Origin of the sequence: Streptosporangium fragile (genome assembly GCF_039534445.1) — a bacterium.
Lineage (GTDB): Bacteria > Actinomycetota > Actinomycetes > Streptosporangiales > Streptosporangiaceae > Streptosporangium > Streptosporangium fragile.
Window position 1 is genome coordinate 1 of record NZ_BAAAVI010000002.1, and the last position, 14,390, is coordinate 14,390.

Annotated in this window: 16 protein-coding genes; 9 read left to right on the top strand and 7 right to left on the bottom strand. The window is 72.9% G+C overall.

Features of this window, described 5'->3' with window-relative positions; all coding sequences use genetic code 11:
* The 7 genes from ABD841_RS01720 to ABD841_RS01750 form a co-directional block, all read right to left on the bottom strand.
* Positions 1–973, bottom strand: a 973-nt coding sequence (locus tag ABD841_RS01720) for a serine/threonine-protein kinase (protein WP_344967058.1), incomplete at its 3' end; no start/stop codon positions are given.
* A 42-nt stretch (positions 974–1,015) separates the two neighbouring features.
* Positions 1,016–2,392, bottom strand: a complete 1,377-nt coding sequence (gene accC / locus ABD841_RS01725) for an acetyl-CoA carboxylase biotin carboxylase subunit (RefSeq protein ID WP_344967060.1) — start codon at positions 2,390–2,392, stop codon at positions 1,016–1,018.
* The gene (locus tag ABD841_RS01730; RefSeq protein WP_344967063.1) at positions 2,389–2,919 is read right to left on the bottom strand and encodes an acetyl-CoA carboxylase biotin carboxyl carrier protein; all 531 of its coding nucleotides are present in this window, start codon (positions 2,917–2,919) and stop codon (positions 2,389–2,391) included. The genes accC and ABD841_RS01730 overlap by 4 nt, the downstream gene beginning before the upstream one ends.
* Positions 2,912–4,615 (bottom strand): acetyl-CoA carboxylase carboxyltransferase subunit alpha, encoded by a 1,704-nt coding sequence (locus ABD841_RS01735; RefSeq protein ID WP_344967065.1) that lies wholly within the window; start codon positions 4,613–4,615, stop codon positions 2,912–2,914. Before ABD841_RS01735 ends, ABD841_RS01730 begins: the two co-directional genes overlap by 8 nt.
* On the bottom strand, positions 4,612–4,950 hold the full coding sequence (locus tag ABD841_RS01740; RefSeq protein ID WP_344967067.1) for a TcmI family type II polyketide cyclase: 339 nt from the start codon (positions 4,948–4,950) through the stop codon (positions 4,612–4,614). Before ABD841_RS01740 ends, ABD841_RS01735 begins: the two co-directional genes overlap by 4 nt.
* A 131-nt stretch (positions 4,951–5,081) precedes the next feature.
* Positions 5,082–5,756, bottom strand: coding sequence for a response regulator (locus tag ABD841_RS01745; protein WP_344967069.1), 675 nt, complete (start codon positions 5,754–5,756; stop codon positions 5,082–5,084).
* Positions 5,735–6,589: a sensor histidine kinase gene (locus ABD841_RS01750; protein WP_344967071.1), complete on the bottom strand. Its 855-nt coding sequence runs from the start codon at positions 6,587–6,589 to the stop codon at positions 5,735–5,737. The genes ABD841_RS01745 and ABD841_RS01750 overlap by 22 nt, the downstream gene beginning before the upstream one ends.
* 681 nt (positions 6,590–7,270) lie before the next feature.
* Here ABD841_RS01750 and ABD841_RS01755 point away from each other — a divergent pair.
* Genes ABD841_RS01755 through ABD841_RS01795 form a run of 9 tightly spaced genes read left to right on the top strand, consistent with a single transcriptional unit; the run spans position 7,271 to position 14,390 of the window.
* Positions 7,271–7,624: a SchA/CurD-like domain-containing protein gene (locus tag ABD841_RS01755; protein ID WP_344967073.1), complete on the top strand. Its 354-nt coding sequence runs from the start codon at positions 7,271–7,273 to the stop codon at positions 7,622–7,624.
* Positions 7,621–8,367 carry an SDR family oxidoreductase gene (locus tag ABD841_RS01760; RefSeq protein WP_344967075.1) on the top strand — a complete coding sequence of 249 codons (747 nt, stop codon included), beginning with the start codon at positions 7,621–7,623 and terminating at the stop codon, positions 8,365–8,367. The genes ABD841_RS01755 and ABD841_RS01760 overlap by 4 nt, the downstream gene beginning before the upstream one ends.
* Positions 8,364–8,729, top strand: a complete 366-nt coding sequence (locus tag ABD841_RS01765) for an antibiotic biosynthesis monooxygenase family protein (RefSeq protein WP_344967077.1) — start codon at positions 8,364–8,366, stop codon at positions 8,727–8,729. The genes ABD841_RS01760 and ABD841_RS01765 overlap by 4 nt, the downstream gene beginning before the upstream one ends.
* Positions 8,726–9,901 (top strand): FAD-dependent oxidoreductase, encoded by a 1,176-nt coding sequence (locus ABD841_RS01770; protein ID WP_344967079.1) that lies wholly within the window; start codon positions 8,726–8,728, stop codon positions 9,899–9,901. Before ABD841_RS01765 ends, ABD841_RS01770 begins: the two co-directional genes overlap by 4 nt.
* The gene (locus ABD841_RS01775; protein WP_344967081.1) at positions 9,898–10,812 is read left to right on the top strand and encodes an SAM-dependent methyltransferase; all 915 of its coding nucleotides are present in this window, start codon (positions 9,898–9,900) and stop codon (positions 10,810–10,812) included. The genes ABD841_RS01770 and ABD841_RS01775 overlap by 4 nt, the downstream gene beginning before the upstream one ends.
* Positions 10,809–11,060, top strand: coding sequence for an acyl carrier protein (locus ABD841_RS01780; protein WP_344967083.1), 252 nt, complete (start codon positions 10,809–10,811; stop codon positions 11,058–11,060). Before ABD841_RS01775 ends, ABD841_RS01780 begins: the two co-directional genes overlap by 4 nt.
* A 17-nt stretch (positions 11,061–11,077) precedes the next feature.
* Positions 11,078–11,914, top strand: coding sequence for a cupin domain-containing protein (locus tag ABD841_RS01785; RefSeq protein WP_344967085.1), 837 nt, complete (start codon positions 11,078–11,080; stop codon positions 11,912–11,914).
* Positions 11,911–13,173 (top strand): beta-ketoacyl-[acyl-carrier-protein] synthase family protein, encoded by a 1,263-nt coding sequence (locus tag ABD841_RS01790; protein WP_344967087.1) that lies wholly within the window; start codon positions 11,911–11,913, stop codon positions 13,171–13,173. Before ABD841_RS01785 ends, ABD841_RS01790 begins: the two co-directional genes overlap by 4 nt.
* Complete coding sequence (locus ABD841_RS01795; RefSeq protein WP_344967089.1) at positions 13,170–14,390, top strand: beta-ketoacyl synthase N-terminal-like domain-containing protein; 1,221 nt, start codon at positions 13,170–13,172, stop codon at positions 14,388–14,390. The genes ABD841_RS01790 and ABD841_RS01795 overlap by 4 nt, the downstream gene beginning before the upstream one ends.

A 14,390-nucleotide genomic window follows, 5' to 3' on the forward strand; every position in this document is an offset into this window, starting at 1 on the left:
CGCTGCTCGTGGCGGGGGCGTCCGCGGCCGCCGGGGCGGGCACGGGGGCGGGCACGGAGCCCACCGCCGGCGCGGGGCCCGCACCGGGGGCCACGCTCACCCGGGCCCCGGGGGCCGGTGCCCGCAGGTCGATCGGCATGGTCGGCGCCGGCGACGTGCCGTTCACGAGGGAGGCCAGGTGCACCTGCAGGTCCTGCGCGGACATGCGCTTCGCCGGGTCCTTGCGGAGCAGGCCGAAGATCACTGGGCCGAGCGCGCCGGCGAACCGCACCGGGGGCGGGTCCTCATGCGTGACGGCGCTGAGCGTCGCCAGCGGGTGGGCCCGCTCGAAGGGGGAGCGGCCCTCGACCGCCATGTAGAGCGTCACGCCCAGCGACCACAGGTCGGAGGCGAACTGCGCGGGCCCGCCCTTGGCCCGCTCCGGCGCGATGAACGCCGGGGTGCCGATGAGCGCACCGGTCCTGGTGACCGAGGCGTCGCCCTCCAGCACGGCGATGCCGAAGTCGGTGAGCACGGCCCGCCCGTCCCTGGCGAGCAGCACGTTGTCCGGCTTCACGTCCCGGTGCAGCACGCCGACCCGGTGCGCGGCGAGCAGCGCGCCGAGCACCTCCAGCCCGATCCGCGCCACCCGCGCCGGTGGCAGCGGCCCCTCTTCCCGGATCACGGCGCCGAGCGTGCGGGACTCGACCAGTTGCATGACGATCCAGGGGCGCCCGCGCTCCTCGACGACGTCGTAGACCGTGGCGACCCCCGGGTGCCCGACCCGCCCGGCGGCGCGCGCCTCCCTGAGCGTCCGGAGGGTGAAGACCTCGCGCTCCGGACCGGTCAGGTCCGGGGACGGGATGACCTCCTTGACCGCCACGTCCCGTCCCAGCACCTCGTCGCGCGCCCGCCAGACCGTTCCCATGCCTCCCCGGCCGATGCGGTCCAGCAGGCGGTAGCGGGCTCCGATCATCCCCTGAGAATCGGTCATGGGCTGCCGAGTACCCAGGATCCGCGCGGGCATTCGGACAGATTACGCAGACCGCCGTAATTGATCACGTTCAGCCATGAACTCATCCACGAATCGGGTGCTGTGCGCACCGGCGGCGAACTCCGGCCGGGCCAGCAGATCACGCAGCAGCGGGATCGTGGTGGCCACGCCCGGCCCCGCCACGGCGAACTCGGCGAGCGCACGGTCGGCCCTGGCGACGGCCTCCTCCCGGGTGGGCGCCCAGACGACCAGTTTCGCGATCATCGAATCGTAGTCCGGTGGTATCACGTCGCCCTGGGCGAACCCGGAGTCCACCCGCACACCGGGTCCGCCGGGCGGGCGGAAGACCGTCAGGCGGCCGGGGGCGGGACGGAACCCCGCGTCGGGGTCCTCGGCGTTCACCCGGCACTCGATGGCCGCGCCGGTGGAGCGGATCTGCTCCTGGGTGAACGGCAGGCGCTCGCCCATGGCCACGCGGATCTGCTCCCGGACCAGATCGACGCCGGTGAGCATCTCGGTCACCGGGTGCTCGACCTGGATGCGGGCGTTGATCTCCATGAAGGTCGCCTCCCCGGCCGGGTCGACCAGGAACTCCATCGTTCCCGCGCCGGTGTAGCCGACGTGCCGCGCGCCCGCCACGGCGTACTCGCCGAGACGTCTGCGCACCTCCGCGGAGAGCGCGGGGGAGGGAGCCTCCTCGACGAGCTTCTGGTTGCGCCGCTGCAGCGAGCAGTCCCGTTCTCCCAGGTGCACGACGGTCCCCGCGGAGTCCCCCAGCAGTTGCACCTCCACGTGGCGGGCCACGGGCACGAACCGCTCCAGGTAGACGTCGCCGTTGCCGAACATGCGGCGGGCGGACGCGGTGGTGCGCCGGTAGACCTCGCGCAGCTCCGCCCGGTCGCGTGCCACCTCGATGCCCCGCCCGCCGCCGCCGGCGGCGGCCTTCACGATGACCGGGTAGCCGATCTCGGCGGCGATCCGCTCGGCCTCGGCGGCCGAGGGGACGGCGCCGTCGCTGCCGGGCAGGACGGGCAGCCCGGCCTCGGCCATCAGGGAGCGCACCCGCGCCTTGTCGCCGACGCACTCCATGACCTCCGGGCGGGGGCCGATGAAGGTGATTCCGTGGTCCGCGCAGATCCTGGCGAAGTCGGCGTCCTCCGACAGGAAACCGTAACCGGGATGGATCGCCTCCGCCCCGGTCTGCAGGGCCGCCTCGATGACGGCGGGCACGTAGAGATAGCTGCGCCGAGCCGGAGCCGGGCCGATGTGGACGGCGTCGTCGGCGTAGGCCACGAAGCGGGCGTCCCGGTCGGCGGTGGAGTACACCGCGACGGTCCGGATGCCCATCTCGCGGCAGGTCCTGGCCACGCGCAGCGCGATCTCGCCCCGGTTGGCGATGAGTATCCTGCCGAAGCTCATGCGGCGTCCGTCCGTATCCGTACCAGAACCTGCCCGTACTCCACCGGCTCGCCGTTCCCGGCGATCACCTCGACGACCTCGCCCGCCCGTTCGGCGGTCACCGGGTTCATCAGTTTCATGGCCTCGACGATGCCGATCGTCTGCCCGGCGTCCACCCGGTCGCCCGGCTGCACGAACGGCGGGGCTCCCGGCTCGGGGGCGACGTAGAAGGTGCCCACCAGGGGAGCGGTCACCGCGTATGACGCCGGGTGCTCCCACGCCGCCGCGGACGGCCCGGGCTCCGCCGGCCCGGGATCGGGCGGTACGGCCCGTCCGGCCTGCGCCTCGGCGGGGGGCCGCGGGACCGGCACGGAGGGCTGGGGGGGAGCCCAGGTCACCTCCAGGGAGCACTCTCCCAGGCGCAGGGAGATGCCCGCGACCGGGCCGGGGATGGTCTTGACGAGGTTGCCTGCCTCCTCGCGCAGCAGCCTTATCGTCGCGTGCGCGTCCTCGGCGGGACTCTGCCTCTCGGTGATCCGCTCACTCACTGTCGACCACTCCCAGTCCGCGGAACCTCTCGTAGCGGTGTTTGCGCAACTCGTCGCCGCTGAGCCCGGACAGCTCGCGCAGCGACTCCAGCACGGCGGCCCTGAGCAGCTCCATCGCCGCCCGGGGGTCCTCCTGCGCGCCGCCGCGGGGTTCGGGCACGACGCCGTCGACGACGCCGAGCCGCAGCAGCTCCGGCGCGGTGATCCGCAGGGACTCCGCCAGCGCGGGACCGTGTGACGGATCGCCGTACAGGATCGTCGAGCAGCTCTCCGGACTGATCACCGAGTAGACGGCGTGGCGCAGCATCAGCACCCGGTTGGCCACCGCCAGGGCCAGCGCGCCACCGCTGCCGCCCTCGCCGACCACGGTGGCGACCACCGGGACCGACAGTTCCGACATCCCGGCCAGGCACTCGGCGATCGCCCAGGACTGCCCGCGTTCCTCGGCGCCGACGCCCGGAGCCGCGCCCTGGGTGTCGACGAGGGTCACCACCGGCAGGCCGAGCCGGTCGGCCAGCCGCATCAGCCGCAGCGCCTTGCGGTAGCCCTCGGGATGGGCGAGACCGAAGTTCCTGGCGACGAGCTCCTTGGTGTCGTGGCCCTTCTGATGGCCGATGATCATTACGGGCATCCCGCCCAGCAGGCCGGTACCGCCGACGATCGCCGGGTCGTCACCGTGCGTGCGGTCCCCGTGGAGCTCCACGAAATCCGAGCACAGGTGCCAGATGTAGTCCAGGGCGGTCGGGCGCCGGGTGTCGCGGGCCAGCCGGACGGTCTCCTGGGCGGTCGGCCCGCCGGACAGCTCGCCCGGATCGCGGATCACCACCGCGGGCCCGCCCGGGACCGGCGGCCCCGGAACGCGCCCGCCGCCGGCCGGGCCGGTCGTGGCACCGGTCATGGCCAGGAGCCGGGCGAGCAGGGGGCGCAGGCCGTCGCGGGGTTCGACCCGGTCGAGCATGCCACGGGCGGCGAGATACTCGGCGCTCTGGAATCCCGGGGGGAGCTTCTCCCGGGTCGCCGAGGCGATGACGCGCGGCCCGGCGAAGCCGACGAGCGCGCCGCGCTCGGCGATCAGCACGTCCCCGAGGGTGGCGAAGGAGGCGGTCACCCCGCCGAAGGTGGGGTCGGTCAGCACGCAGACGCTGAACACGCCCGCCCGGCGCAGCCGCCGCATCGCCTGGGCGGTCTTGCCCATCTGCATCAGCGACAGGCCGCCCTCCTGCATGCGTGCGCCACCGGAGGCGATGGCCAGGACCAGCGGGACACGCTCGCGCAGCGCCTGCTCGCAGGCGCGGGTGACGGCCTCGCCGACCGCCGAACCCATGCTGCCGCCGAGGAAGGAGAAGTCCATGACGGCGACGATCACGCGGTGGCCGCCGACCGTGGCGGTGCCGTGGAGGACGGCGTCGTCGAGGCCGGTGCGCGCGCGTGCCCGTGCCAGGCGCTCGGCATAGGGCAGGGAGTCGGCGAAGCCCAGCGGGTCGCCGCCGCGCACCTGCGGGACGGCGGCGCGGAAGGAGCCGTCGTCCACCAGGGTGCGCAGCCGCTCGCCGGCGTTCAGCCGGTGATGGTGGCCGCACTCGGGGCAGACACGCTGCGCGCGGGCCAGGCGGGGGACGTACACGATGGCCGAGCAGCCCGGGCAGCGGCTCCACTCGCCGGTCGCGGTGGCCGGTGCCGGAGGGGAGATCGTCACAGGACACGCTCCCCGGGGGTCCAGTGGTAGAACCGCTGGGCCATCGCGTCGGCGGGGCTGCGCCAGGTGTCCGGGTCGTACGGCGTGACGTACGGGGCGAGCTCCCGGCTCAGCCGCCGGAAGTCCTCCCGCTCGCGGGCGACGGCCATCGCCTCGGTGGCGGAGCCCTCGAACTCCACGTGATGGACGTAGAGGTCCCGGTAGCGGAACAGGTCGCGGCGCGTCACCCCGAGCACGCGGGGAAGCTCGCCGGCGTCGGACTCCCCGAAGAGACGGGAGACCTCGCCGGAACCGCCGGGGCTGAGGCGGGCGACGATCAGGATCTGGTCGGGCACGGGCACTCCTCGGGGTCGAGCGGTCGGTCCGTCTCACCGTAGGAACCCGGTCCGGCCGGTGTCGCCCGCCGCCGGCGTGAATCCGCGGCTCCTCCGGGAAGGGGATGACCTCCTTCCCGGAGGGGGCCGGGTCAGCCCCGGGGAGTGGAGGCGACCAGTCCGTTCTCGTACGCGAAGATCACGATCTGGACCCGGTCGCGCACCCCGAGCTTCTGGTAGAGGTGCTGGACGTGCGATTTGACCGTGCTGTCGCCGAGCACGAGCGCGCGCGCGATCTCGTCGTTGCTGTAACCCCGTACGAGCAGGCGGAACACCTCGCGCTCCCGCTCGGTGAGCTGGTCCAGCGCGGGGGTGGGCGCGGCCGAGAGCACCGGGCGCCGGGCGAACTCGTCGATGAGTTTGCGCGTCACCGAGGGCGACAGCAGGGCGTCGCCCTCGGCGACCTCGCGCACGGCGTCCACCAGGCGGTCGGTGGGGGTGTGCTTGAGGATGAAACCGCTGGCCCCGCTGCGCAGCGCCTCGAAGACATGCTCGTCCTGGTCGTAGATGGTCAGGATGACGACCTTCGCGGGGTAGCCGGCGCCCAGCCGGCAGATCTCCCTGGTGGCGGTGATGCCGTCCATGCGCGGCATGTTGATGTCCATCAGCACGACGTCGGGGCGGAGCGTCTTGACCGCCTGCACCGCCTGTATCCCGTTCCTGGCCTCCCCGGCCACGACGATGTCCGGCACTCCGTCGAAGGTGGCGTGCAGACCGCTGCGGATCAGTGGCTGGTCGTCGACGATCAGGACGCGGATCTTCCGCATGGCTCGTCCTCTCTGAAGACGGGAAGGGTCACGGGAATGACGGCCCGGGTGACGAACCCACCCCCGGCCAGCGGTTCCGACTCCAGGTGGCCGCCCTGCTCCGCGACGCGCTCGGACAGGCCCGGCAACCCCGTCCCGCCCTGCCTGCCGGGGAAGGGCGCCGGCACGGCCACGGTCATCACGCCGGACGAACGCGTCTCGTTGACCACCGAGACACTCAGCTCGTCGCCGAAGCAGACTTCCAGGTGGACCGGTCCGGTGTTGTGCTTGAGCGCGTTCGTCAGGGCCTCCTGGGCGACGCGGAACGCCGTCCGGGCGATCTCGGGCGGGACCTGGTGTTCGGCGGCGATGTTGCGCAGCCGCAGCACCAGGTCGGGAAGGGGAAGGCGCCCGGCGAGCTCGGTCAGCTTGGCCGAGAGCGGTACGCCGTCGTCGCGCTGCGGCTCCTCCCACCGGGGGAGTTCGGGCCGGCCCCGCGGGGGAGACGACTCGTGCCGCAGGGTGGCCAGGGTTTCTCGCAGGTCGGCCAGGGTCGCCTGGGCCGTCTCCTCGATGATCTCGGCCACGTGGTGCGCCGTCGCCGGGGAGTCGGGCAGCCGCCGGGCCTGGAGGGCGATGACGGTCAGGCCGTGGCCCACGCCGTCGTGCAGGTTGCGGGCGATCCTGCGCCGTTCGCGGAGCACCGCGGCGATCTCGCTCCTGACCAGCCTGGTCCGGATGCGGCGGCGGGTGCCGAGCGCGAACGACACGGTGGACAGGGTCGCCGCCACCGCGGAGCACAGCAGGTCGGTCCAGCCCAGCTCGGAGACGAGATAGCCGAAGAAGGCGCTCACCGGACCCACCCCGTCAGGGACCGCTGAGACCGGCTAATCGAGAAACGTGAGAGGTGCTTACCTTTTTGGGTTATTTTGCCCCGTAGTTCCCCCATGAAAGATAATCGTAGTCAGAAAAGGTGGCTATATCAAGAAAATTATATGGGGCGTCACAGGTTTCATTAAGGTGTCATTCTTTGGCCGGGCGGAGCGCCCGCCGACCCCGGGGGCCTCCCTCCATGCGGGGAGTCAGGGAATCCGACATCTTCGTGTCAGCCAGTACAGCGCGGATGTGCGCCGGTCAAGCGATCTATGGGTTTTCACAGGGAAAGCTAAGGGGTCCCTAAGGCGTGCGGCCGGAATCGCATTATCCATGGCGGGCCGATATCTGCGCGGAATGTTTTTGAATCATGACATACGAAATTCATTTAATAGGGTTTTCAATCAAAAAATAGAGCAAATGGTTGCTTGGTGCGGTGGGTGTTTCCCGGTGTTTCCCGGTGTTTCCCGGTGTTCTCCAGTACGGGGTCCGGCGGGCGCGGCTCCTCCGCTGAGGAACCGCCGGCCCCCACCGGCGGCGGAGACGGCCCCACCGCCGGGGGAGCGGCAGATTCGGCCGCGTGGCGGAAGACAGCCCGGTCCTTCGCGAACAGGCTGATCCCAGCAGGCGGCGGACGGCCGCCCCGGACCGAAGGGAGTCCGATGCAGCGCTACGCGATCACCTTCCAGATCAAGCCCGGCACGGAGACGGCGGTGAGGGAACTGCTGTCGAGCTACGCGCCCCCCGAGTGGGAGACCCCCGACGGGACGCGGCTGCTGAGCACGTCGATCTTCATGAAGGGCACCACGGTCATCCGCGTCATCGAGATCGACGGCAGCCTGCCGAGCGTGATGGCGCACCTGTCCGGGCAGCCGAGCATCCGGAAACTGGAACGCGAGCTGGACGCCTACCTCACGGTCCCGCGTGACATGAGCGACCCGGAGGGCGCACGGGCCTTCTTCCTGTCGGCGCTGATGGACCACGTGACCACCCGCGTCGCGGAGCCGGTCCAATGAGCGCCCCCGTCTTCCTGATCACCGGAGCCACCGGCCGGCTCGCCGAACCCGTGATCGGACTGCTCGGCGGCCGGGGCGACCGGCTGCTGCTCACCGGCCGCGACAAGGGCCGCCTCGCCGAGCTGGAACGGCGGCACGGCGCCGCCGGGCGGATCGAGGCACTGGTCACGGACGTCTCCGACCCCGAGGGAGCCCGGCTGGCCGCCGAGGAGGCGGTCAGGCGCTTCGGCCGGCTCGACGGGCTCGTCCACCTGGTCGGCGGCTTCCGGGCCGGACCGCTGTTCCTGATGGACACCGGGGCCTACGAGCAGATGCTGCGCGACAACTTCCTGTCGGCCGTCACCGCCACCCAGGCGGTCCTGCCGCACCTGACCGAAGGCGCGCGGCTGGTCTACTTCAGCACCCCGCTCGCCGACGAGCCGCTGCCCGCGCTGTCGGCCTACGCCGCCGCGAAGGCGGCCCTGGTCGCCTGGGTCCGCTCCATCGCGCACGAGGTGAAGCGGAGCGGCATCCACGCCAACACGGTCGTCATGACCATGGCGGACACGCCGGACAAGCGCCGGGAACGCCCGCAGATGAACTTCGACCACACCGTCACCCCGGAACTGGTCGCCAGGGTCGTGGGGTTCCTGACCAGCGAGGCCGCGGACGGCCTGTACGGCAGTTGCGTGCCGGTGCTGGGCCGGTTCGAGTTCACGTCCGAGCTCGGCGGGCCCCCGCCCGGTGTGGGAGGCCCCCGATGAGGGCACGGATCGTCTTCCTGATCAGGGTGCCCGCCGAGCGGCGGGAAGACTTCCTGGCGGCCTACGAGAAGATCCGGTACCAGGTGTCCGGAGGCGTCCCCGGGCACCTGAAGGACCAGGTCTGCCAGTCGGCCACCGACCCCGAGCAGTGGCTGATCACCAGCGAGTGGCGCCGACTGGCCGACTTCCTCGCGTGGGAGGCGACCGAGGAGCATCGCGAACTCGTCAGGCCGATGCGCGAGTGCGTGACCGAGGCCCGCTCGCTGCGCTTCCTGATCCACCGGGAGACGGAGGCGGAGAGGGGGCGGGGAACGGAGGCGGAGACGGTCGCGGCCGGCGCCCGCGCGCGGAGGCCCGGGTGAGGGTGATCGTCGTCGGGGGCGGCATCGGCGGGTTGAGCGCGGCGCTGGCGCTGCGGGCCGCGGGGGCCGAGGTCACCGTGTACGAGCGCGCCCCCGGGCCGCACGCCGCCCAGGCCGGACACGGGCTGGTGCTCTGGCACAACGCCGTGCTGGCACTGCGCGCGCTCGGGCTGGAGCCCGAGGTCCGGAAGATCGGTCACGAGCTCCACCGGCACCTGTTCCGGGACATGCGCGGCCGCCGGATCGCGGAGTGGTCCATGGCGCGCATGGCGGGGCGGTTCGACGCGCCGGTCTACAGCGTCAGCCGCCCCGCGCTGCACGCCCTCCTCGCCGGCCGGGTGGGGGACGACCTGGTACTCGACTCCCGGTGCACCGGCTTCACCGCGACCGGCGACGGGGTCGTCGTCCGGTTCGCCGGGGGCCGCGAGGAACGGGCGGACCTGCTCGTCGGGGCGGACGGGCTGCGCTCGACCGTGCGGGCCGCGCTGCTCCCCGGGGACCCGCCGCCCCGCTACGCCGGGTTCACCGCCTTCCAGGGGGTGATCCGGCTGCCGGGCTCCGGGGTACCGGAGCACACCTTCCTCAGCACCTGGGGCCGGGGCCGGTGGTTCGTCTGCTACCGGCTCGCCGACGACCACGTCTACTGGGACGGGGTGCTCGGCGACCGGGTCGCCCCGCGGCTCGGCGCGACCCCTCTCGGCCTGCTGGCCGCGGAGTTCGGCGGCTGGCCCGACCCGGTTCCCGATCTCATCGCGGCCACCGGGGCGGACGACGTCACCCCGGTGCACGTCTTCGACCGCCCCCCGCTGCGGCGCTGGGGCCACGGCCCGGTGACGCTGCTGGGGGACGCGGCCCACCCCATGACGTTCAACCTCGGCCAGGGCGCGGGGCAGGCGATCGAGGACGCCCTCGTGCTGGGCGAGGAACTCGCCGGCGGCGACGTGCCGGCGGCCCTGACCGCCTACGAGGCCCGGCGGGTGACCCGCACCGCCCGGATGGTCCGGCGGTCACGGGCCAACGGCGAGCTCACCCGCTGGCGGCACCCGATCGCCTGCGCGGCGCGTGACGCGTTCATGCGCCTGACCTTCGACCGGCTGGTCTACCGCAAGACCTACCAGCTCACCATGGCCATCGATTTCGCCCGTGAAACCGGTGAGAGGAGTGAGACGTGACCAGAGCCACGGGAGGCCCCGGCCTCCCCACCGGCGTGAGCCGTACCGCGGTGGTGATCGCCCAGGCCCGGGAGGCCGAGAGCGCACGGCCCGACCGGCTCTTCGACGACCCGCTGGCGGGTCCGCTCGCCGACGCCGCCGGGCGGATCACCGGGATCAGCGAGGCGGGCCGCCGGGCCGGCGAGCACTTCGTCCTGCGCACCCGCTTCTTCGACGACCGGCTGCGCGAGGCCGCCGGGGCCGGCCTGCGGCAGGTGGTCCTGCTCGCCGCGGGCCTGGACACCCGGGCGTTCCGGCTGGAGTGGCCCGAGGGCACCCGCCTGTTCGAGGTCGACCTGCCGGACCTGATCTCCTTCAAGGAGAAGGCACTGGCCGACCAGGGCGCCCGGGCCGCCTGCGACCGCGTGGCCGTCCCCGCCGACCTGCGCGAGGACTGGCCGTCGGCGCTGCTGGCCGCGGGACTCGACCCGGGCGAGCCGATCGCCTGGCTGATCGAGGGCGTCCTGATGTACCTCACGCCCGAGGACGGCGGGCGCATCCTCAGCCGGGTCTCCGAACTGTCGCCCCCCGGAAGCAGGCTCGCCGTCGAGCACGTCAACCGGGCCTACGTCGAGCTGCCGCAACTGCGGCCCGCCATGAACAAGCTCGCCTCCACCCGGGCCGCCTGGCGGTCCGTCGTGGAGGACCCGGTGGCCTGGCTCGCCGGGTACGGCTGGCGGGCCGGGGTGACCCACCAGGCCGAGCTCGCCCGGGGACTGGGCCGTCCCGTCCCCGCCATGGCGGACCCGCAGGCGGTCGGCTCGGCCCGGATCTGGCTGGTCGACGCCCGCCGGGACACCGGCCGACCGGCGCCCGCCGAGACCTCCCGGCCGGCGCGCATCGAGACACCGACCGACGACAGGAGCCGATGACGATGGCATTCACCGACGAGACCGTGCGCGAACTGCTGCTCTCCGTGGGCCTGGACCCCGCGGCCGGAGACGACGTCCTGGAGCGCAGCTTCGCCGAACTGGACCTCGACTCGCTGGCCCGGGTGGAGATCGCCACCCGCATCCAGGACCGGTTCGGCGTGGACGTGGAGGAGCGGCTGACGGCCGACGCCACGCCGTCCCTGATGAAGAAGCTCGTGACCGAGCGGCTGCCGGCGACCGGCGCCTGAGGAGGCGAACGCACACCATGATCGGACACACCGACAACACGATCGAGATCGACGCGCCCATCGGATTCGTCTGGGACCAGACGAACGACGTCCGGGCCTGGCCGGAGCTGTTCTCCGAGTACGCCAAGGTGGAGGTCCTCACCGAGTCGGACGACTCGGTGACCTTCCGGCTCACCATGCACCCCGACGAGCAGGACCGCGTCTGGTCCTGGGTGTCGGAGCGCACCTGGGACCGCGACACCTGGACGGTCCGGGCCCGCCGGGTGGAGACCGGGCCGTTCGAGTTCATGAACATCACCTGGGTCTACGAGGAGCTCGGGCCCGACCGCACCCGCATGCGCTGGGTGCAGGACTTCCACATGAAGCCCGGCGCCCCGGTCGACACCCCCGGGATGACCGACCGGATCAACGCCAACTCCGCGATCCAGATGTCACTGATCAAGGAGAAGGTGGAGCGGCGCCGCCGCCGCGCCGTGGGCTTCCACGACGTGCCGTCCAACACCAGGCGCGGCGGTGACCTGCGCACCCTGGTCTCCCCGGCGACCTGCGGTTCCTCGTCGGGCTTCTGCGGAGCCGTGCGGCTGGCGCCCGGCGAGGGCGTCTCGGAGCACTACCACCCCTACTCCGAGGAGTACCTGTTCGTCGCGACCGGGACGCTCAGGGTGGACCTCGACGGGGAGCCCCTCACCGTCGGCGCCGAGCACGCGCTGCTGATCCCCCGCAACGTCAGGCACCGCCTCACCAACATCGGCGGGGACGACGCGCTGGCGGTCTTCCAGCTCAGCCCGCTCGCCCCGCGGCCCGAACTCGGGCACGTGGACACCGAGCCCTACCCGGAGAAGGTGGGCACGTGAGACGCGTCGTCGTCACCGGCATCGGAGTGATCGCCCCGGGCGGGGTGGGTCGCGAGGAGTTCTGGAACCGGATCGTGGACGGCAAACCGGCCGTCCGCCGGATCACCGCCTTCGACCCCTCCCCGTTCCGCTCCCAGATCGCGGCCGAGGTCGATTTCGACCCGGCCGCCCACGGGCTCACCCCGCGCGAGGTCCGGCGCATGGACCGCTTCACGCAGCTGGCCGTCGCCTGTGCCGACGAGGCCCTGGCCGACTCCGGCCTGGACCTCGGCGCGGCCGACCCCGAGCGGGCCGGGGTCAGCCTCGGCTCGGCGGTGGGGGCCACCATCACCCTGGAGGAGGAGTACGTGGTCGCCAGCGACCGCGGCAGGGACTGGGCGGTGGACCACCGCCATCTCAAGCCCTTCCTCTACCAGGCGCTGGTGCCCTCCAGCGCGGCAGCTGAGCTGGCGGTCCGGTTCGGCGTCAACGGCCCGGCCGCCGTCGTCTCGACGGGCTGCACCTCCGGCATCGACGCGATCGGCCGGGCCTACCGGCTCATCCAGGACGGCGAGGCGGACATGATGATCGCGGGGGCGTCGGACGCGCCGATCTCCCCGATCACCGTGGCGTGCTTCGACGCCATCCGCGCGACCAGCCCGAGCAACGACGAGCCCGAGACGGCCTCGCGGCCCTTCGACGCGGGCCGCAAGGGCTTCGTCCTCGGCGAGGGCGCGGCGGTGCTGGTGGTGGAGGAGCTGGAGCACGCCCGCAGGCGCGGCGCCCGCGTCTACTGCGAGGTCACCGGCTACGCCGCGCGGGCCAACGGCTTCCACATGACCGGGCTGCGGCCCGACGGGTTCGAGCTGGGCGAGGCCATCGGCCGCGCGCTGGAGGAGGCCGCGCTCAACCCCCAGGACATCGGGTACATCAGCGCCCACGGGTCGGGGACCAAACAGAACGACCGGCACGAGACGGCCGCCTACAAACGGAGTCTGGGCGACCACGCCCACCGGGTGCCGATCAGCTCGATCAAGTCGGTGATCGGCCACTCGCTCGGCGCGATCGGCTCGATCGAGATGGCGGCCTGCGCCATGGTCCTGCAGCGGGGCGTGGTCCCGCCCACGGCCAACCTGACCGTCCCCGACCCCGACTGCGACCTGGACTACACGCCCCTGGTCGCACGCGAGGTGACCGCCGGGCACGCGCTCTCGGCGGGCAGCGGCTTCGGCGGGTTCCAGTCCGCGATGATCTTCTCCGCGCTCGGGGCGGACCGATGAGCGACCGCAGAGCAGTGATCACCGGGATCGGCGTGGTCGCCCCGACGGGGATCGGCGTGGTCGAGCACTGGGCGGGATCCCTGTCCGGGCGGGGCCGGATCGGCCCGGTGACGTCGTTCGACGCCACCGGGGCGCCGATCAGGCTGGCGGGGGAGGTCACCGGCTTCGACGAGCACGAGTTCGTGGACAGCAAACTGCTGGTGCAGACCGACCGGTGGACCTGGTTCGCCCTCGCCGCCACCCGGCTCGCCCTGGCCGACGCCGCGCTGGACCCCGCCAGGGAGGACCCGTTCGACCTGTCGGTGGTGACCGCCGGCGCCTCCGGCGGGAACGCGTTCGGGCAGCGGGAGATCCAGGCGCTGTGGAGCAAGGGCCCCCGGGCGGTGAGCGCCTACCAGTCCATCGGCTGGTTCTACGCCGCGAGCAGCGGCCAGCTGTCCATCAAGCACCAGCTCAAGGGCGCCTGCGGGGTGCTGGTGGCGGACGCCGCCGGGGCGATCGACGCGCTGGCCGAGGCGAGCCGGTTGGTCCGCCGGGGCACCGAGGTCGTCGTGACCGGGGGCACCGAGGCACCGCTCTCGCCGTACGCGCTGGCGTGCCAGGCCGCTGAGGCGACGGTCAGCCGCGAGACCGACCCGGACCGGGCCTACCGGCCCTTCGCCCCCGACGCGGGCGGTTACGTCCCCGGTGAGGGGGGTGCGATCCTCATCGTGGAGGACCGGCACAGCGCCCTCGGCCGGTGTGCTCCGACGGTCTACGCCGAGATCGCCGGGACCGCCTCCACCCACGACGCCCACCACGTGACCGACCCGGCGCCCGGCCACCGCCAGTACGCCCGGGCCATGCGCGAGGCGATCGCCCGCGCCGGGCTCGGCCCGGACGACATCGGCGTGGTCTTCGCCGACGGCGCCGGAGACCCGGTCCGGGACGCCCAGGAGGTGGCGGCGCTGCGGGAGGTGTTCGGGGGCCGCCCGGTGCCGGTGACGGTGCCCAAGACGATGACCGGCCGCCTGTGCTCCGGCGGCGCGGCCCTCGACCTCGCGTGGGCGGCCCTGTCCCTGACCGGCGGGGTGATCCCGCCGACCGTCAACACCGTCGCCCCCCGGGGCATGGACCTGGTCACCGAGCCCAGGGCCGTGGCCGGGCTCTCGGCCGCCCTGGTCGTGGCCCGCGGCTCCGGCGGTTTCAACTCCGCGGCGGTGCTGACCGCCGTCTGA